We start from the raw sequence: 17455 nt of genomic DNA on the forward strand, positions 1-17455 counted from the left end.
GGCCGGACACCACCGCCGTGGGGCAGGGATCAGCACATCCCGGCTGACGCGGCAGAAGTGGTGGTGGGCAGGTGACCGGAAGTACGGAGCGTCCTGCGGCGCCCGGCCCGTGCCCGCCACAGGGTGAGCGGACCGGGCTCGTCGAGGAGCCGCTCACCGCCCTCCGGGTCACCGGTGCCGTGGAGGCGATGCTCGACGACGTACTCGAGGCCGGACTGCGCCGGGCCCGGCGGATCGACCCCCTGTACGCACAGGACGTCGTGCACCGGGTGACCGGCTTCGTCAGGCGCGGCGGGAAGCGGTTGCGCACCGCGTTCGTATGGTGCGGCTGGCGGGCCGCGGGAGGCACGGGCGACGCCTCGGCCGTTCTGCGGACCGGGGCCGCACTCGAACTCCTCCAGGTCTGCGCGCTCGTCCACGACGACGTGATGGACGGATCTCCCCTACGCCGGGGCGGGCCGGCCATGCACGTCGACTTCGCACGCCGGCACCAACGGGCCGGGATGCGCGGCTCGTCGCAGTCGTTCGCACGCTCGGCCGCCGTGCTCGCCGGAGACCTCGCCCTGGCCTGGGCCGACGACCTGCTCACCGAGACGGCTCTCGGCTCGGTGCACGGCCTGCGGCTGCACCGGGAGTGGCAGGCGATGCGCGGCGAGATGGTCGCCGGCCAGTACCGCGACATCCATGCCCAGGCGGCCGGCGCGTTCTCACTCGACGAGGCGCTGACCATCGCCACGCTCAAGAGCGCCCTCTACACGGTCGAACGGCCGCTGGCCCTCGGCGCGTCGCTCGCCGCCGCCGACGAGGACACACTGAACGCGCTGCGCGCCGCCGGCCGGAGCGCGGGACTGGCCTTCCAGCTCCGCGACGACCTCCTCGGAGCCTTCGGCGACCCCGCACTGACCGGCAAACCGGCCGGCGAGGACCTGCGCGCCCGGAAACCCACCTATCTCCTCGCCACCGCGCTCAACCACGCCGACGCCTCCGGGGACACCGACGCCGCTGCCGCGCTCGCCCCGGGCCACGACCACCGTTCCGAGCGGACCGTGGAACGCATGCGATTCGCACTCGAACACACCGGAGCGCGCGCGTCCGTGGAGGCGAAGATCGCGGAACTGACAGCCGCGAGCCTCCAGCACTTCACCGGCACCGGCGCGAGCCCCGAGGTGCGACAGGAATTCGCCGCGCTCGTCGAGCGCGCCGCGGGCCCCACCCCGCGTTCCGGAGAGGAGACGTGATGAAAACGGTCCACGGTCCCACCGATCACGTCGTGGTCGTCGGCGCCGGGCTCTCCGGCCTCGCCTGCGCGCTCCACCTGCTCGGTGCCGGCCGCCGGGTCACGGTCGTCGAACGGGACGCCTCGCCCGGCGGCCGCGCCGGCCGCGTGGACCTCGGCGGCTTCCGGATGGACACCGGGCCGACCGTACTGACCATGCCGCACCTGGCCGACGAGGCCTTCGCCGCCGTCGGGGACAGCCTGCACGCGCGCATGGAACTGATGGCCCTGGACCCCGCCTACCGGGCCACCTTCGCCGATGGCACCTCACTCGACGTCCACACCGACGGCGAGGCGATGGAGGCCGAGGTCCGTCGCTTCGCCGGACCCGCACAGGCCGTCGCCTACCGCAGGCTGCGCCACTGGCTGGAGCGCCTCTACCGGGCGCAGATGCGGCGCTTCATCGACACCAACTTCGACTCACCCCTCCAACTGCTCCACCCGGACCTGGCCCGCCTGGCGGCGCTCGGCGGCTTCGGACGGCTGGACCGGCGCATCGGACACTTCATCTCCGACCCCCGGCTCCGCCGGATCTTCACCTTCCAGGCCCTCTACGCCGGCGTCGCCCCCGCACAGGCACTCGCGGCGTACGCCGTCATCGCCTACATGGACACCGTGGCCGGCGTCTGGTTCCCCAAGGGCGGCATGCACGCACTTCCTCGCGCCATGGCCGACGCCGCCCGCGACGCCGGAGCCGACCTCCGGTGGCAGGCCGAGGTGCACGCGCTGGAACGGCAGGCCGGCCGGGTGACGGCCGTACGCCTGGCCACGGGGGAGCGGATCGCCTGCGACGCGGTGGTGCTCTCCTGCGAACTGCGCTCCGCCCACCAACTTCTGGGACGTTCACCACGACGCCCGGTCCGGCTGCGTCAGGCGCCCTCCGCGGTGGTTCTCCACGCCGGCACCGACCGCACCTGGCCCGGCCTCGCCCACCACACCCTCTCGTTCGGCGCGGCGTGGGAGCGGACCTTCGACGAGCTGACCCGCACCGGACGCCTGATGAGCGACCCCTCGCTGCTCATCACCCGGCCGACCGCCCACGATGCCACCCTGGCCCCTCCCGGAAAGCACCTGCACTACATCCTGGCGCCCTGCCCGAACACCGAGGTCGGCCCCTCCACCGCCGCCTGGCGCACTCTCGGGCCGCGCTACCGGGACGACCTCGCCGCCACCCTGGAACGCCGCGGCCTGGAGGGCTTCCGGGCCAGCGTCCAGGAGGAAATGCTGGTCACCCCCCTCGACTGGGCCGCCCAGGGCCACGCGGCGGGCAGCCCGTTCTCGGTGTCCCACACGTTCGCCCAGACCGGCCCGTTCAGACCCCGCAATCTGGTGAACGGTCTGGACAACGTGGTCCTGGCCGGCTGCGGGACCACTCCCGGCGTCGGGGTGCCCACCGTCCTCATCAGCGGAAAGCTGGCCGCCGCGCGCGTCACCGGCAACGCCCGCCGCACGCCGCCCGCCAGGCCATCGCTCTCACGGGCTGCCGGTGACGACGCGGCCGTCGCCCTCACCGGAGACGCCCATGACCCGTCGTGAACTGGACGCCGCCGGAATCACCGATCCCGGGCTGCGCGCCGCCTACACCCGCTGCCGTCAGCTCAACGCCCGGCACGGCAGGACCTACTTCCTGGCCACCCGGCTGCTGCCGGTGGAGCGCCGCTCCGCGGTACACGCCCTGTACGGTTTCGCCCGCTGGGCGGACGACATCGTCGACGACCTCGACCGGCGTCTGACCACCGCCGCGCGCGACCGGCTGCTGGAACGCCTGGAGGCCGACCTCGCGCACGGCCTGCGTTCGGGCGGCGGCGACGAGCCCGTGGTCCGGGCCGTCGCCGACACGGCCGCCCGGTACGCCATCGACCACATGCTCTTCGCCGACTTCCTGGTCTCCATGCGCAGCGACCTCAGCGTCAGCGACTACCCCGCCTACACCGACCTGCTCGCCTACATGCACGGCTCCGCCGCCGTCATCGGACTGCAGATGCTGCCCGTGCTCGGCACGACCGTCCCCCGCGAGGAGGCGGCGCCGCACGCCGCCGCCCTCGGAGTGGCGTTCCAGCTCACCAACTTCCTCCGGGACGTGGGCGAAGACCTCGACAGGGGCCGCGTCTACCTCCCCGCCGACCTGCTCGCAGCCCACGGCGTGGACCGGGCGCTGCTGGAGTGGAGCCGGCGCACGGGGCGCCAGGACCGGCGCATCCGCACGGCCCTGATCGCGGCCGAAGCCCTGACCCGGGACGTGTACAAGGAGGCGGAGCCGGGCATCGCGCTGCTCGACCCGCAGGTGCGCCCCTGCATCCGCACCGCCTTCACCCTGTACGGCGGCATCCTCGACGCGATCGCCGACCAGGACTACACCGTGCTCCACCGCCGGGCGGTGGTCTCCCGCGGGCGCCGGGCGACGACAGCCGCGTACGGGGCCGTGCGCACCATCGCGGCGCGCTGCCGCGCCCGTACGCGTGCCCCTGCCCCGACGACGGTGCCGGGCACGGGAGCGTTCCAGCGGAAGGAACAGCGCAGTGACCGGACATGAGCGCGAGGCCCGGTGGACACCGCCGTTGCGCCGGCGCAACGGACCCGCCTGGGCGGCGCAGGCCCCCACCTGGCAGGCGGCCCGCCCCGCCCTGATCGCCGCGGCACTCGAACGGGCCCGCGCCCGCCCCTGCGGCAACTGGTTCGTCGTGGGCGCCTCGCGGGACGTACGAGCCGGTGGCGGCCCGTGCGGCAGGACCGTGGGCGGCGTCGAAATCGTGGTGTGGCGCTCGGACACGGGCGAACCGCACGCCGGACCGGGAGCCTGCCCCCACCTGGGCGCGCCCCTGCGCGACAGCCGGGTGGTATGCGGCACCCTGGTGTGCCACTGGCACGGACTCGCCCTCGACGGCACCCCGTACGCAGGGTGGGAGCCCTACCCCGTGCACGACGACGGCCTCCTGCTGTGGGTGCGGCTCGACGCGCTCGGCGGCGAGGAGCCCACCGAACGGCCGGCCGTTCCTGCCCGCCCCGCCCCGGCCGCCGCGCTCGACGCCGTGTTCACCGCGGTGGGCCGGTGCGAACCGCAGGACGTCGTCGCCAACCGGCTCGACCCCTGGCACGGCTCGTGGTTCCACCCCTACTCGTTCGTGGACCTGACGGTGAAGCGGGCACCGACCGGGGAAGATGACGACGACGCCTTCGTCGTGGACGTCTCCTTCCGGGTGACGAGCCGTCTGGTCGTGCCGGTGCGGGCCGAGTTCACCGCTCCCGGTCCGCGGACCGTCCTGATGCGCATCACCGAGGGCGAGGGCGCCACCTCGGTCGTGGAGACCCATGCCACACCGCTCACCGCCGCGCGCGCCGCACGGCCCAGAACCGCGGTGGTCGAGGCGATCGTCGCCGCCTCGGACCGCAGGGGCTTCGCCCTGGGACGGGCCGTCGGCCCGTTGCTGCGGCCGTTGATGCGCCGCACCGCGGGCCGCCTGTGGCGCGACGACCTCGCCTACGCGGAACGCCGCTGGGCCCTGCGCAGCACGGGCCGGTTCCCCGGCTGACCCCGGCCCGCCTCAGCGCTCCGCGAAGCGGCCGAGGGCGCGCAGCGAGGCGGAGCGTCCGGCCCGGGGCACCGTCCACAGCACCTGGCCCCGGACGCCCCAGCCGGCGAGCAGGGCGTTGGCGGCCAGGAACCCGGTGGTGGCGGCGCGTTCCATCAGCGCCACGGGGAGGTCGCAGCGCACCGAGTCACCGGCGAGCGCCAGCCAGCCGTGCGGACCGCGTACGGCGGGACGCCGCTGGTACGAACCCGGCGGAAACAGCGGGCAGTCGGAACGCCACTCGTGACGGGCGTCCACCACCCGGGCCCGCCGGGTCTCCGGGTAGACCTCGTGCAACTGACCGACGAGCCGGGCCTCCACTTCGCGCCGCGCCGCCCCGCCGTCGACGGCGTACGCGTGCAGCTCCACCACCGACCCGCCCCTGCGCGCCGCCCACCGGGCGGCCTCGTCCTCGTAGCGCTCCAGGACGCTGATGTTGTCCAGGCCGTCGTACCCGCTGGTGCCGAGGAAGGCGGGGCGGCCGGAGTCGACGGGCCGGTCGAGCCAGAGCCGCGAGACGAGGAACGGCGGAGCGGTACGCAAGGCGGCGATGTCCTCGCGCCAGGCCCGGTCACCGAGCTCGGGCGACGCATCCACGAGCCGGCGCAGCCCGCCCGTGTCGAGGGCGAGGACCACGCCATCGTGCCGCTTCACCGAGGAGCCGGTGATCACCTCGGCCCCGTAACCCTCGCGCGGCCGCACGCCGGTCACCGGCGTGCCGGTCCGCACCCGTGCACCGAGGCGCTGGAGGTAGTCACCCAACGGCTCCCAAAGGCACTGCGGGAAGGGGGCGGCGGGGACGTCGAAGAGCAGGCCCTCGGCGGAGCCGAGGAAGTAGATGTGGAACATCAGCAGGAGCTCGGCCGCCGACAGCTCCCGGGGGTCGGCGAAGAAGCTGCGCGAGAACACCTCGAACGCCAGGTGGTGAGCCGCCTCCGGAAAGCGGATGTTCTCGAGGAAGGCGGTCGCGTCCATCGAGTCGAACCGTTCGTAGACCTGCGGCACGCGCACATCGAGGAGCGGCAGCGCAGCCCTGGGATTCATCGCGACGAGATCCCGCGGGCCGAAGGTCGGGCTCAGCGCGACGAACCCGAGGGCGCTCAGGGGAGGTGTACGCGGAACGCGGGCGAAGCTGTCGGTCAGCCCGTTGCTGTGCCGCAGGGGATAGTCCGGCAGGGGAGTGAGCCGCTCCAGAGCGGGGTCGGTGCGCCGCAGCAGACCACGCAGGTTGTAGTACTGGCGGAAGAAGGCGTGGAAACCGCGGCTCATGGTCGCCGTGGAACCGTCGGCGAGACGGGTGCGCCACCCGGTCACCCGGCCGCCGAGCGCTTCCCCCTGTTCGTACAGGGTGACGTGTGCGCCTCGTTCGGCCAGCGCGGTCGCGGCGGCCAGCCCCGCGATGCCGCCCCCCACCACGGCCACCTCCGGTGCGTCGGCGCGGGCGAACCGGGCGCGGCCGGCCCCGGGCATCAGCACTTCGGCCTTGCGGTCGCGACCGCGCCGGGCCGCGCGCGGGCGAGCGCTCACCGGGAGCGCTCCGCGACCGGGAGAGCGCCGTTGGCCGCGAGGAACGTATGCACGACCCCGGTCTGCCACCCGGCCGCCGGGGCCACCCGCACACCCGTGAAACCCGCCCGCGACAGTCGGCCGGCGAAGGCCGGGGCCGTATCGAAGTCCAGCACGCTGTGCCACAGATGACGGTAGAGAGCACGGTCACCGCTCAGAGTCCCCAACGGGATGATCACGCCGTGACACACGGCCGTCCACAGCGATCGGTGGACGGCCGAGCCGCTGAGGGCGTACTCGTGGACGGCGAGCCGACCACCGGGACGAAGCCGGCTCCGCACGGAGGCCAGGACGCTGTCGGGGTCCGTGACGTTACGGAACAGATAGGCGGCGAACACCGCGTCGAAGGGTCCTTCCGCCAACTCGGACACCTGCTCGGCGGTCCGGTGCAAAAAGCGCACGCGGGAGGGCCAGCGTTTGGCGCGAGCGCGGCGGAGCATCCCGGCCGACGCGTCGACGGCCGTGATCCGGGCGCGCGGCGCGGCACGCAGAAGGGCGCGGGTGGAGGCGCCGGTCCCACAGCCGAGATCCAGGACGTGCGCCCCCTCACCGGCCCCGGGCAGCTGGAGCCGGCGGGCCGAACGAGCCAGATCGGCCCGGTAGCCGGGGTTCAGAGCGGTGAGGAGATCGTAGGTGCGGGCGGCATCGTCGAAGGCATGGGCAAGATCGCGGTCGTGGAGCAGAACCATCAACGGCTCCTTTCACGAGGTGCGGAGGCGGCTGGTACGGGCCGGGGGCGACGGCGTACGAAAGGGATCTCCACGGCGGTCCGCAGCATCGGGCCCACCGGACCGCGCAGCCCGATGCCGAACTCCTCCCACGGTGAGGTGGCACCGTCCAGGAAGCGCAGCAGGCGATGCGCGGGCGTCCGGTGGAACAGGCCGGTGAAGAACGCCGGCCCATCGATCCGTCCGGTGTCCAGCGCCCGCAGCAGCACCGCGTCCATTGCCAGCGCCCGCCGTCCATGGGCGGGAGGCACGCCCGCCCGCCCCGCGCGGATGCCGGCCGCGACCGCCGCGCTCTGGCGCTGAACCGGGGCGAAGGTGTATCCCGTCGCCGGGCGGGTGGCGCCGCCCGCGGTTCCGATGCGGAACACGGCACGCCCCGCCCTGCGCGGGAAGCGCCCGTCGGTCATCGGGATGACGCCCTGTTCCACCGCTTCGACGTCCCATGCGCCCAGGCCCAGGACGGCGCGGCCGTAGTGTTCCAGCGCCTTGTCGTACGTCGCGGTGTCCAGGGGAGCACGGGAGAACTGGGTGTACTCCACAAGAGCCCGGTCCGGGGCCAGGGGCAGCACATAGCCGAAGGCCAGCCCATGACGGGGCTGCGGCACCCGGAAGTCCATCAGGTCCGCGACCTCCGGATCGAAACGGTCCGCGGCCGTGCGCACGAACCAGCCGCGGAAATGCTGCAGCAACTGCGTACGGGCCGGCGGAAGGGCGGAAAGGGGCCGGGAGTCGAACACCAGACGGGCCCGCAGCGTCAGGGCCCCGCCGTCCGGCATCGTGCACAGGACCTCCGCGCCCCCGCGGACATCGCGCACCGCCCCGGCGGTCGCCCGCACCACCTGCGCCCCCGGACTCTGCGCCAGCCGGGCGTGCACCAGCCGCTCGAACCGCTCGGAGCGCAGCATGCGGTACCGCATCGGGAAGGGGGCGACCGTGACGGGGCTCCCGTCCGCCCCGTGCACCCGTAGGCGCGACCACGAGGCGGACACCGCTTCCTCGAAGTCGCCGGGCCCCTCCTCCCAGTAGCACCACGTGCGTCCCGGCGGCCGCAGCGGTCCGTCCGGAGCCTCGACCAGGGTCACCGTGCGGGTGCTGTCCGCCGCCAGCCGGTATGCCAGGCTGAGTCCGGCCGCGCCACCGCCCACGACGACCACGTCCGAGGTGATGACAGGGGGCTGGGACGAACATCTGGTCACCGGGTTCGCCGTTTCTCGTCGTCGGCCGCCGCTCTGGGGCAAAAGGTGCGGAATGGTCAGTCTCCAAGGGGGCCGCCCGAACGTCCAGCACCCCGCACCGGCGGTTCGCGGCCGCCGGCGCATCCGAGGCGCCCCGCGCGACGGCGCGTCGCCCCGCGCGTTCTCCACCCGGCGGACGGGCGCGACGTCCGCGAGCCGGTCGAGGAGGAAGCGGGGGCCGGAGGTGTACGGGCACGCGTGCTCACCGGGACGCCGCTCGGCGGTGAGGGGCGGGTCAGACGGGCAGCAGGCCCGGGAACTGTCCGTGTCCCCTGTCCGGTGCGGTGACCGCCAGCCAGCCGTGGCCGCGTACGACCGTGTCCAGGACGCCCACCAGGTCCGGGTCGACCGACAGAGCTCCACAGGCCTCACGAACGCCATCGGTCACGGCATCGGGGTCTTCGTCGTCCGCCTCCTCCGGGCCGCCGTCGGCCGCGTACTGCCGGACCACCAGGCCGTCCTCGGCCGCGAACCAGATGTCCGCGCCGCCGGCGTCGTCCACGTAGAAGAGCTGGGCCCGGCCGCACGCGGCGCTGACGCGTTCCACCGTCTCGATCATGTCGTCCCAGTCGTCGTAGCCGACGAGCTGGGCGAACCGGCCGAACACCAGCCGCCAGCCGTCCAGTTCCGGCGTCACGAAGGCCCGGCTGATGCCGCGGTCCGGGTCCTTTGGGCTCGGCACCCGTATCTCCTCACACATCGCGGCCGCCACACCCGCCTCGATCGTCACCGGGCGGGGGTCGTGCAGGCCCAGCGCCTCGAAGACGCCCTCGTACGTCGCCCCGGGCACGGCCAGCCACCAGGCGCTGAGCTGCGTGTCCGGAATGTTGCGGACATTGCCCGGCAGTCTCACCCGCACCAGCCGCTCCACCAGCATGCGGGCGCGGTCGTCGAGCGCGTCGAGCCCGCCGCCCTCGACCAGGAGACCGAGCGCCCCGTGCCGTACCGGCCGGGAAGCAGCCGGATCCCGGCACAGCTCCCGCAACCGCGGCGCGAAGGAATCCCACATGACCCGGACGTACTCACCGGCCTCACCCGGAACATGACCGCTCCGGCCGACCCTTTCCACCAGCGCCCGCAGTCCGGCCTCGGAGTCGACGCGCAGCCTGAGCAACCCCGCGAAGCCGTAGTCCGACAGCGAACGGTCGGGGTCGAGAGCCAGTGCCGCGTACCGCCCGGCACAACGCTCATCGAAGACACGGAGCAGCCGGACCGTGAACCAGCCGTTCAACTCCCCGCTGCGTGCGGCCGCGAGAACGGCGTCGAAGGCCGGCGGTCCGATGCGGCTCAGCACCCTTCCGTACGCCTCGAGACGCCGGGACGCGTAGTCGGCCCCCACCCCGGCCAACAAGGGGGGCAGCGCACGCTCGCCGTGGGCCGCCAACCGCTCGACCGCCGTGGCCACGAGCTCTGGGTCGCCGCCGTCCAGATCCTCGACGAGCTTTGCGATCCCGGGTTCGATTTTCATGCGGGGATCCTAACGATCTCGTGTATGGCCGGTGGTTGGGAAAGCCGGTGCTGATGGATCCGGAGGGAGCCTACGGCCGTCCGGGCCCCGGCTTCCGCCGGCGCAGGGCATCTGCGGGGTCAGCGGGAAGTGAGGCTGTCGGCCTGGGCGGCCAGGTCGGAATGGGCAGAGGTCAGATGACGCCGGGCGGCGGCCAGAGGGGCGATGAGGTCGGCGGGGTCGTCGTGGGCGAGAGCCGCGCGGAGCTCACCGACCGGGTGACGGGCGGCGGGGGGAAGGTCGGTGAGCGCGATGATCTGACCAGCGAGACGGCGCAGGTCGGCCGCGTTGCGTCGGGCCCGGACGGCGGTGTCGCGGTCGGCGGCCCGGGCCTGCCGGGTGGCTTGGACACGCTGCTCGCCGGTCGTACCCGCGGGGCCGGGCCGGCCCCGCAGGTAGCGGCGCTCGGCGGCCTGCCGACTGGCGACCCCCAGGGGAGAGGCGAGGTCGGCCCAGCTCGCTCCCGCGTCACGGGCCGTTTCGATCAGGCCGGTCTCCCATCCGGCGAGCTGCTCGCGCACCTGTCGCAGCAGCGACAAGGAGGCCAGTGCTTGTTCCGGACCGGGCCCCGGAGCGTCGGGAGCCCCGTGCCGGGCTTCGCGCAGAGCATCGTCGATGGCTCGCAGGGCCGCCGCGGCGGCGAGGAACGACGCCGGGCCGTGAGCGCCGGTGCTGGGCGAGGACGGCTGATCGGCCGGGGTCACGGGCACCTCCTTCACATGGTCATCGTTTGGATGACATCGCAGTTGTCATCCAATGGATGACATGTTACAACGGTGTCAGTGAGGCGCATTGGCAGCAACTGCCTGAACCTGCTGGAGGTGTTTTCACGATGTTGATGCGCACCGACCCCTTCCGTGAGCTGGACCGCCTGGCGCAGCAGATGATGAGCTCGGGCACCTGGTCGAGGCCGTCGGCGATGCTGATGGACGCCTACCGCGAGGGCGACGAGTACGTGGTGGTCTTCGACCTGCCCGGCGTCGCCGCGGACGCGATCGACATCGACGTCGAGCGGAACATGCTCACCGTCAAGGCCGAGCGCCGGCCGGTGGCGAAGTCCGAGGACGTGCAGATGGAGCTGTCCGAGCGGCCGCTCGGCGTCTTCTCCCGCCAGATCGTGCTCGCCGACACGCTCGACACCGAGCACATCCAGGCCGACTACGACGCAGGTGTTCTCACCCTGCGCATCCCGATCGCCGAGCGCGCCAAGCCCCGCAAGATCTCCGTCGGCGTCGGTTCCGGCCGCCAGGAGATCTCCGGCTGACACCGGCCGTACACGTGCGGAGGGCGGCACCTGATCCCCTCACCGCCCTCCGCACCCCCGTGGACGGTCCGAAGGAAGAAGGGGTGCGGCGAGATGACTCTGCGACACGAAGCGTTCCTCGGCCATGTGAAGGAACGCGGCGAGTACAGAACTCCGGAGGAAGCCGAGCGCGCAGCACGCGTAGTACTCGCCCTGCTGGGCGCGCACCTGGTCGGCGCGGTCCGCGCCCAGCTCGCGGCGCATCTGCCGGAGGAGTTCGCCCTGATCCTCCTCAACCCGCTGCAGAGCGCGGAACCGCTGCCACCGGAACGGTTCGTCCGAGCTGCCGCGGCCTGGATCGAGGGTGCCACCGAGAAGACCGCGACCTGGGACGTCGGCGCCGTGCTGTCGACGGTCGCCGACACCGTCGGCGACGACCTGCTGGAACAGATCCTTCTCCAGCTTCCCGCCGGCTACGACCTCCTCTTCGGCCGCCCCCAGCCCATCTGACTCCGACTCCGGTGCCGCAGACCGGCACCGCTCCGCCCTGACTCCACGAAAGGCGAACACCACAGTGACCACCGACGTACGTGCACCGCTCGGGTACCAGCAGCAGTACGGGACGGCGTATGAGCAGATGCTGGAAAAAGTCCGCTACGAAGGCGCCTACCCCACCCGCGAGCGGGCCGAGGAAGCCGTCCGCCTGGTCCTCGCGGGGCTGGGACGCCAGCTGACCGGCGACGAACGCGTCGACCTGGCCGCCTGCCTGCCCGTGGAGGCCGCTCGGGTCCTGACCACGCAGATCCCCAGCACCCAGCCGCTGACCGGCTGGGCCTTCGTCAAAGACCTGGCCACCCGCTCCGGCGCCTCCCTGGCTCCCACCCGCTGGGACACCGGATCCGTCTTCGCGGCCGTCGCCGCGTACGCAGGCCCCGATCTGATCACCCGCATCCTCCGTCAACTGCCCGCCGGATACGCACTGCTGTTCGGGCGCGCCGAACTCGCGCAGGCCGCGTAAGCGGGCACCCGGTGCCGCAAGGGGGCCCGGTCACCCACCGGCCCGGAGCCGTGCGGCGTGGGGCGTCCCGCGCGGCGAAAGGGAGGCCGCGGCAGTTGCGGGCCGGGTGCCGCGGCGGCCCCGGTTCACGGGGTTCCGGAGGCCAGTCCGACCCGGTGGGCGAGAACGACCGCCTGGACCCGGTCGCGCAGGGCGAGCTTGGCCAGGATCCGCGAGACGTAGGTCTTGACCGTCTCGGGCGTGATGAACAGCTCCGCCGCTATCTCCGCGTTCGACAACCCCTCGGCCATCTGCCGGAGCACCTCCAGCTCTCGGGGTGTCAGCGCGCGTACGACGTCCTGCCTGGCCGGCGAGGAGGCGTCGGCGGGGCGCAGGTGCTCGGCGTAATGGCCGATGAGGTGGCGGGTGACGGCGGGAGCCAGCAAGGCCTCACCGCGGGCAACGGTCCGGATGCCGTTGACCAGCTCGGCGGGCGGCGCGTCTTTGAGGAGGAAACCGCTGGCTCCGGCGCGCAGTGCCTCGTAGACATGGGCATCGACGTTGAACGTGGTGACGACCAGTACCTTCGGTGTGTCACCGGAGTCGGGTCCGGCGAGTTGCCGGGTCGCCTGAATGCCGTCGAGCAGGGGCATGCGGATGTCCATCACGACCACGTCGGGGCGCAGTCGTCGCGCGGCCTCCACCGCTTCGTGCCCGTTCTCGGCCTCACCGACGACCTCCATGTCGGGCTGAGCCGAGAAGATGGTGGCATAGCCGGTCCGCACCAGTTCCTGGTCGTCGCACACGAGCACACGGATCGGTGGGGTCACATCGCTCATGGATCACTCCGGTCGCTCTCGGACGGGCTCGGGCCCGGGTTTGGACGGAATCGTGGCACGGACCTCGAATCCGCCCCCGGGCCGGGGTCCCGCCTCCAGCTCACCATCGAGTATCCGTACCCGGGCCCGCAGCCCGGCCAGTCCTCGGCCGCCCCCGGCTTCCGGCTCGCGCGGGGCCGGTGCGGCCGCCGGTGAGGTACCGGGGACGGGGCCGTCGGTGGCCACCCCGATCTCGACGCCTTCGTCGCCGTGCTGGACCAGGACCCGGGTCGGTCGCCCGGTCGCGTACTTCATCGCATTGGTGAGCGCTTCCTGCACCACCCGGTACGCGGCCAGTTCCACGTCGACGCTCCGGGACCGCGGCTCGCCCCGCTGGCTGAGCTCCACCGGCTGACCCGAGCTGCGGGCCTGCTCGACCAGGTCCTCCACCCGGCCGAGGGCGGGCCCCCGGCTCCCGAGCGAAGAACCCTTGGGGGCGGGGGCGGGGGCGCCGGGCGCGGACCCGGCGGCCGTGGACTCGCCGGTGGCCTCCAGCACCCCGAGCAGATACCGCAGCTCCGTCAAGGCCCGGCGGCCGGTTTCGCTGACGGAGGCCATTCCCGTACAGGCCCTTTCCGGCGCGGACGCGATCAGGAACTGCGCCGCGTCCGCCTGCACCACCATGGCCGTCACATGGTGGGTGACCACGTCGTGCAGGTCCCGGGCTATCCGCGCCCGTTCGGCGGCCGTGGCCACCTCGGCTGCCAGACGTCGCCGTTCCGTCTCTTCCGCGCGCCGCTTGCGCACACTGCTACCCGCCAGACGGACCACGGCCAGCACCACGTAGAACGCGAGATAGTCCGTGACCTCCTGCGGAGAGCCGAGCCGGTGCAGGCCCACGGCCAGCACCACGTACCCCGCACTCGCCACGCCGGCCAGAGCCCGGCGGAAGCGGACCTGGTGGGCTCCGGCCGAGTACAGCGCGAGATACAGCCCCATGCTGGCGAAGGTGGTCGCGAAACCCAGCGCCTGGTGCACGGCGCACGCCACGGCGACGACAGCCAGACAGACCGCGGGCCGGCGGCGGCGTGCCGCCAGCGGCAGGGTCTGGGCCAGGACCAGGCCGAGGCCCAGCGCGTTCGCCGGTCGCTCGGGCAGATCGCCGATCTGCGCCCCGATGGTCGACAGGGTCGGAACGAAAGCCAGCAAGGTGAGAACCAGAGCGAGGACACCATCCTTGAAAAGGATGCCCTGCGCCTTCCACCAGTCGAGCGGTACCCGTAACCACGGCGTACCCGTGAAGACCTGATGGCTCGTCACTTCTCTCCTCCTTCGGTCAGCAGGTGCCCAGTGGACCGGTCCTTCTCGGCGCGGGCGGCACGCCGGGTCCGCAGACCGCCACTTCGGCCGGCGAGGACGAACATCACGAGGATGAGCAGCACACTGATGAGCACGGGCACGATCGACGTCTCCAGACCGAAGGCGCCGCCGTTGAGCAGGGCGGAGCCATGGGTGTCAACGGTGAACAGGCCCTGGGGGGTGTGTCCGGAGACCGGGATGCCCAGCAGTTGTTCGGAGGTGTTCCAGACGAAGTGCAGACTCGCGACGAACCAGATGTTACGCCGCCACAGGAACGCGACGCCGAGCATCGCACCGGCCTCCAGGGCGATGGCAAGCGCACTCCACACGCCGGCTCCGGGAGCACCGAGGTGGGCAACGCCGAAGAGCAGCCCGGTGATCACGATGGCGGCCCGGCTGCCCCACCGCTGTTCCAGAGCCTGGAGGGCGAAACCGCGGAACATCAGCTCCTCGGTGACCGCGGCGCCGGTCTGCAGCATCGCCGCGGACCAGATGACGGAGAGGAAGCCGTTGCCCGCCCAGGAGAAGGAGTAGCCCCCGAACATCGTGATGAGGAGGGCGGAGACCAGGACGAAGACCAGGCCGATCGCACCGCCGTACAACACCTCCCGCCCGGCCCCCCGCCGGGCAACCTCCGGCGTGGCTCGTCCCGCGACCCGGCGCATCACCACCCAGTACACGGCGACCGCGGCGACCGCCCCCAGAGCCGGCACCGGACCGGGGCCGGTCGCGGTCAGCGCCGAGACCAGGCCGACCCCCGCCATGCCAGCCAGTGCCCAGCCGAGGGGGGCGCGGAGGATCCGGCCGAGACGACTGCGCCCGTCGTCACCGTCCTCGTTCGGACCGGATCCGGCGTTGTGCTGTGCGGTGGGCTGCGTGTTCATCGGGGTCTCCTTGCGACGGCGGCGACTGATCTGACGGCCACACTAGAAATCCACCGGCAGACGCGAATCACCCGCGCGGGGACCGCCCGGGTAGCTCTCACGGGGGATGCGCTGCGCCTGCGGGCCGGTTTCGCCCTTCACGGACCACGGCCGCACGAGTGCCCCGGAGCACTGGTCGGTCGTCCGAAGGCGATGCTGCCCGTCGGCCGCCGGCCCACGATCGAGGTGCCTGTGCGTTTACGGTGGCGCGATGGTGCATGTGCGGGAGATGGACGCGGCCGACGTCGAGGCCGTTTCGGCGATCCGAGTCCGGGGATGGCAGGCGGCGTACGCCTTGTACGTCTCGCCGGATCTGACCGGCCAGGGCACAGGCCGGGTCCTCCTGGATGAGGCTCATACGCAGATGAGGAGCCAGGGGTTCGATGTCTCAGCCTTGTGGGTGCTGCGTGACAATCAACGAGCCCAGCACTTCTACGAACGAGCCGGTTATCAGGCTGATGGTGCGGCTCAGGACGACGTCTACGACGGGACCACGCTCACGGAACTCCGCTACCAGCGCGTGCTTTGAGTCGAACGTCGCTGCGCACCTTCATGTCAGTGCGACACCGCCGTCTCTCGCTCCGGTCCCGGCTTCCCGGTTCATCCTCACCATGGCCAAGCGGCCCCTGAAGACGAGTAACTCCAGGTGACGGATCCTGAACCGCTCCTGGAATCCTTCGAGGACCGGCGCGTGAGCGTCCTCCTCCGGCGATGGCCCGTTGACTTCCTCATGGACCGGTGTGACGGGGCGGCCGACTCGACCGGGGCGCGGAGTTTCGCCGTGAGGGCGGGGTGGTCTCCTCGTGATGCGGATCGCAGGCGGTCGGCGCATGCCATGAGTGTGGCCGTGCGGCCCGCGGAACTGCCGGTCGGGTTTGCGGGGCGCCGAGCACCACAAGATCAGCGACAGAGCCCGTTCAACCGTACGCCTCTGAGGAGCTGAGGACGTACTCCGACGACTGATCGCTCGAGGTGCGCGGGCGGGGCCGCCGCACTGGGGTTACCCCTTCACGTTCCGCCCTCCACAGGCGGTGTCTGTACCCCGCTGTACGGTGCGGGCATGATGGAGACCTTCGACATTCACACCCGGCTGCCCGGCGCGTTGCGCGACCGTGCCGGGGCCTGGCGATTCGTCGCCGACTTCGCGGCCTACTGGCAGCAGCCGCTCCAGCCGGGGGACGGTTGGAGTGTGGCGGAGGTGGAGGCGGCGGAGCGGCGCCTGGGCTTGGTTCTGCCGGCGGCGCTTCGGGAGGCGTACCTGCTCCTCGGGCGCCGGACTGATCTCACCGGCAATCACGACACTCTGCTCAGGCCGGACGAGTTGCATGTGGTCGATGGCGCTCTCGTGTACCGAGTGGAGAATCAGGGGGCCGCTTCCTGGGGTGTCCTGCTGGCGGATCTGGAGGATGACGATCCCGGCACCGTGATGCGTCCGGACCTCGCCGACAAGTCGCAGGAGCGATGGGAAGCCTGGGAATCGAGTCTGATGGTGGCCTGCATCGATATGATCATGTCCGAAACGGTGCTGTACGAGATGATCATGTCCGAAACGGTGCTGTACGAGGCTGGATTCACCGACTTCCTGGAGGGTGGCGCCGATGAGGTCGGTCTGGTGGGACAGTTCCGGGAGCTTCCCGGCCTGGGGCGCGAGGTCCGGTGGTTCGCCGGTGCTGATGTCCTGATCCGCGAGCTGGACGGCTTCTGCCTGAACGTCCGGGCCCGGACGGAGGAGGCCTTGGACCAGTTGCGCGACTCGGTGTCCGGAGACTGGCTGGAAGGCTGAAGCCTGCCGGCTCAGATGTCGAGCGCGTGCCCGGTCGTCGAGTCCACGTGGTCCGGGATGTCGCCGTGGCGATCGCCCACGGTCGGTGTCCCGGCGGGCTCGAACATAAGGATCGAGGCGCCGCTCGGAGCATACGGCTTGTGCTCCGTGCCTCGGGGAACGGTGAAGAGCGACCCCTGGGGGAGCAGGACCGTGCGTTCCCCGTCGGGCTCGCGCAAGGCGATATGCAGTTCGCCGTCGATTACCAGGAAGAACTCGTCGGTGTCGTCGTGGGCGTGCCAGAGGTGTTCGCCCTCGACCTTGGCGATGCGGACGTCGTAGTCGTTGACGCGCGCGACGATGCGAGGGCTCCACAGGGCGTCGAAGGAGGCCAGAGCCTTGCTGAGAGGGATCGGTTCGTTGCTCATGGGTTCATCCTGAGCCGTTTCGCACGGCCCCCGTGAGTGCTAGG

Annotated in this window: 18 protein-coding genes; 9 read left to right on the forward strand and 9 right to left on the reverse strand. The window is 72.1% G+C overall.

Going from position 1 to position 17455, the window contains the following annotated elements:
• Window positions 1–179 precede the first annotated feature (179 nt).
• Genes ABZ564_RS27725 through ABZ564_RS27740 form a run of 4 tightly spaced genes read left to right on the forward strand, consistent with a single transcriptional unit; the run spans window position 180 to window position 4806 of the window.
• Window positions 180–1238 (forward strand): polyprenyl synthetase family protein, encoded by a 1059-nt coding sequence (locus ABZ564_RS27725; RefSeq protein ID WP_360861710.1) that lies wholly within the window; start codon window positions 180–182, stop codon window positions 1236–1238.
• Window positions 1238–2812, forward strand: a complete 1575-nt coding sequence (crtI, locus tag ABZ564_RS27730) for a phytoene desaturase family protein (RefSeq protein WP_360861642.1) — start codon at window positions 1238–1240, stop codon at window positions 2810–2812. Before ABZ564_RS27725 ends, crtI begins: the two co-directional genes overlap by 1 nt.
• The gene (locus ABZ564_RS27735) at window positions 2799–3809 is read left to right on the forward strand and encodes a phytoene/squalene synthase family protein (protein WP_360861643.1); all 1011 of its coding nucleotides are present in this window, start codon (window positions 2799–2801) and stop codon (window positions 3807–3809) included. The genes crtI and ABZ564_RS27735 overlap by 14 nt, the downstream gene beginning before the upstream one ends.
• Window positions 3796–4806 (forward strand): DUF5914 domain-containing protein, encoded by a 1011-nt coding sequence (locus ABZ564_RS27740; RefSeq protein WP_360861645.1) that lies wholly within the window; start codon window positions 3796–3798, stop codon window positions 4804–4806. Before ABZ564_RS27735 ends, ABZ564_RS27740 begins: the two co-directional genes overlap by 14 nt.
• A 12-nt stretch (window positions 4807–4818) precedes the next feature.
• Here ABZ564_RS27740 and ABZ564_RS27745 read toward each other — a convergent pair whose 3' ends face one another.
• The 5 genes from ABZ564_RS27745 to ABZ564_RS27765 form a co-directional block, all read right to left on the reverse strand.
• Window positions 4819–6315: an FAD-dependent oxidoreductase gene (locus ABZ564_RS27745; protein WP_360861712.1), complete on the reverse strand. Its 1497-nt coding sequence runs from the start codon at window positions 6313–6315 to the stop codon at window positions 4819–4821.
• 53 nt (window positions 6316–6368) lie between these two features.
• Window positions 6369–7100, reverse strand: coding sequence for a class I SAM-dependent methyltransferase (locus ABZ564_RS27750; RefSeq protein WP_360861647.1), 732 nt, complete (start codon window positions 7098–7100; stop codon window positions 6369–6371).
• Window positions 7100–8335: a lycopene cyclase family protein gene (locus ABZ564_RS27755; protein ID WP_360861649.1), complete on the reverse strand. Its 1236-nt coding sequence runs from the start codon at window positions 8333–8335 to the stop codon at window positions 7100–7102. Before ABZ564_RS27755 ends, ABZ564_RS27750 begins: the two co-directional genes overlap by 1 nt.
• Before the next feature lie 274 nt (window positions 8336–8609).
• Window positions 8610–9842 carry a hypothetical protein gene (locus ABZ564_RS27760; RefSeq protein ID WP_360861651.1) on the reverse strand — a complete coding sequence of 411 codons (1233 nt, stop codon included), beginning with the start codon at window positions 9840–9842 and terminating at the stop codon, window positions 8610–8612.
• Window positions 9843–9961: 119 nt separating this feature from the next.
• The gene (locus ABZ564_RS27765) at window positions 9962–10585 is read right to left on the reverse strand and encodes a type III effector protein (RefSeq protein ID WP_360861653.1); all 624 of its coding nucleotides are present in this window, start codon (window positions 10583–10585) and stop codon (window positions 9962–9964) included.
• A 128-nt stretch (window positions 10586–10713) separates the two neighbouring features.
• Here ABZ564_RS27765 and ABZ564_RS27770 point away from each other — a divergent pair, with 128 nt between their 5' ends.
• From ABZ564_RS27770 to ABZ564_RS27780, 3 genes are all read left to right on the forward strand, one after another.
• Window positions 10714–11145: an Hsp20/alpha crystallin family protein gene (locus ABZ564_RS27770; protein ID WP_360861655.1), complete on the forward strand. Its 432-nt coding sequence runs from the start codon at window positions 10714–10716 to the stop codon at window positions 11143–11145.
• A 93-nt stretch (window positions 11146–11238) separates the two neighbouring features.
• On the forward strand, window positions 11239–11634 hold the full coding sequence (locus tag ABZ564_RS27775; RefSeq protein WP_360861657.1) for a DUF2267 domain-containing protein: 396 nt from the start codon (window positions 11239–11241) through the stop codon (window positions 11632–11634).
• A 64-nt stretch (window positions 11635–11698) separates the two neighbouring features.
• Window positions 11699–12142: a DUF2267 domain-containing protein gene (locus ABZ564_RS27780; RefSeq protein WP_360861659.1), complete on the forward strand. Its 444-nt coding sequence runs from the start codon at window positions 11699–11701 to the stop codon at window positions 12140–12142.
• 125 nt (window positions 12143–12267) lie between these two features.
• Here ABZ564_RS27780 and ABZ564_RS27785 read toward each other — a convergent pair whose 3' ends face one another.
• Genes ABZ564_RS27785 through ABZ564_RS27795 form a run of 3 tightly spaced genes read right to left on the reverse strand, consistent with a single transcriptional unit; the run spans window position 12268 to window position 15182 of the window.
• Complete coding sequence (locus ABZ564_RS27785; RefSeq protein WP_360861661.1) at window positions 12268–12960, reverse strand: response regulator transcription factor; 693 nt, start codon at window positions 12958–12960, stop codon at window positions 12268–12270.
• Between the two features lie 3 nt (window positions 12961–12963).
• Entirely contained in the window at window positions 12964–14259 is a 1296-nt protein-coding gene (locus ABZ564_RS27790; RefSeq protein ID WP_360861663.1) for a histidine kinase, read from the reverse strand.
• Window positions 14256–15182, reverse strand: a complete 927-nt coding sequence (locus ABZ564_RS27795; RefSeq protein ID WP_360861665.1) for a CPBP family intramembrane glutamic endopeptidase — start codon at window positions 15180–15182, stop codon at window positions 14256–14258. Before ABZ564_RS27795 ends, ABZ564_RS27790 begins: the two co-directional genes overlap by 4 nt.
• 250 nt (window positions 15183–15432) lie before the next feature.
• Here ABZ564_RS27795 and ABZ564_RS27800 point away from each other — a divergent pair, with 250 nt between their 5' ends.
• Together ABZ564_RS27800 and ABZ564_RS27805 are read left to right on the forward strand one after the other, a co-directional pair.
• The gene (locus ABZ564_RS27800) at window positions 15433–15750 is read left to right on the forward strand and encodes a GNAT family N-acetyltransferase (RefSeq protein ID WP_360861666.1); all 318 of its coding nucleotides are present in this window, start codon (window positions 15433–15435) and stop codon (window positions 15748–15750) included.
• A gap of 531 nt (window positions 15751–16281) precedes the next feature.
• Window positions 16282–17004 (forward strand): SMI1/KNR4 family protein, encoded by a 723-nt coding sequence (locus ABZ564_RS27805; RefSeq protein WP_360861668.1) that lies wholly within the window; start codon window positions 16282–16284, stop codon window positions 17002–17004.
• An 11-nt stretch (window positions 17005–17015) separates the two neighbouring features.
• On the opposite strand, the gene ABZ564_RS27810 is transcribed toward ABZ564_RS27805, so the two are convergent.
• Window positions 17016–17411, reverse strand: coding sequence for a cupin domain-containing protein (locus tag ABZ564_RS27810; RefSeq protein ID WP_360861670.1), 396 nt, complete (start codon window positions 17409–17411; stop codon window positions 17016–17018).
• Between the last annotated feature and the right edge of the window lie 44 nt (window positions 17412–17455).

Origin of the sequence: Streptomyces sp. NPDC019224 (assembly GCF_040632605.1) — a bacterium.
GTDB lineage: Bacteria > Actinomycetota > Actinomycetes > Streptomycetales > Streptomycetaceae > Streptomyces.

Bases quoted from the DNA above. Each gene is read 5' to 3' on its own strand.
- crtI (WP_360861642.1), top strand. From the start codon at position 1,238: ATGAAAACGGTCCACGGTCCCACCGATCACGTCGTGGTCGTCGGCGCC.
- ABZ564_RS27735 (WP_360861643.1), top strand. From the start codon at position 2,799: ATGACCCGTCGTGAACTGGACGCCGCCGGAATCACCGATCCCGGGCTG.
- ABZ564_RS27745 (WP_360861712.1), bottom strand. From the start codon at position 6,315: ATGCCCGGGGCCGGCCGCGCCCGGTTCGCCCGCGCCGACGCACCGGAG.
- ABZ564_RS27750 (WP_360861647.1), bottom strand. From the start codon at position 7,100: ATGGTTCTGCTCCACGACCGCGATCTTGCCCATGCCTTCGACGATGCC.
- ABZ564_RS27760 (WP_360861651.1), bottom strand. From the start codon at position 9,842: ATGAAAATCGAACCCGGGATCGCAAAGCTCGTCGAGGATCTGGACGGC.
- ABZ564_RS27770 (WP_360861655.1), top strand. From the start codon at position 10,714: ATGTTGATGCGCACCGACCCCTTCCGTGAGCTGGACCGCCTGGCGCAG.
- ABZ564_RS27775 (WP_360861657.1), top strand. From the start codon at position 11,239: ATGACTCTGCGACACGAAGCGTTCCTCGGCCATGTGAAGGAACGCGGC.
- ABZ564_RS27785 (WP_360861661.1), bottom strand. From the start codon at position 12,960: ATGAGCGATGTGACCCCACCGATCCGTGTGCTCGTGTGCGACGACCAG.
- ABZ564_RS27795 (WP_360861665.1), bottom strand. From the start codon at position 15,182: ATGAACACGCAGCCCACCGCACAGCACAACGCCGGATCCGGTCCGAAC.
- ABZ564_RS27800 (WP_360861666.1), top strand. From the start codon at position 15,433: ATGGTGCATGTGCGGGAGATGGACGCGGCCGACGTCGAGGCCGTTTCG.
- ABZ564_RS27805 (WP_360861668.1), top strand. From the start codon at position 16,282: ATGATGGAGACCTTCGACATTCACACCCGGCTGCCCGGCGCGTTGCGC.
- ABZ564_RS27810 (WP_360861670.1), bottom strand. From the start codon at position 17,411: ATGAGCAACGAACCGATCCCTCTCAGCAAGGCTCTGGCCTCCTTCGAC.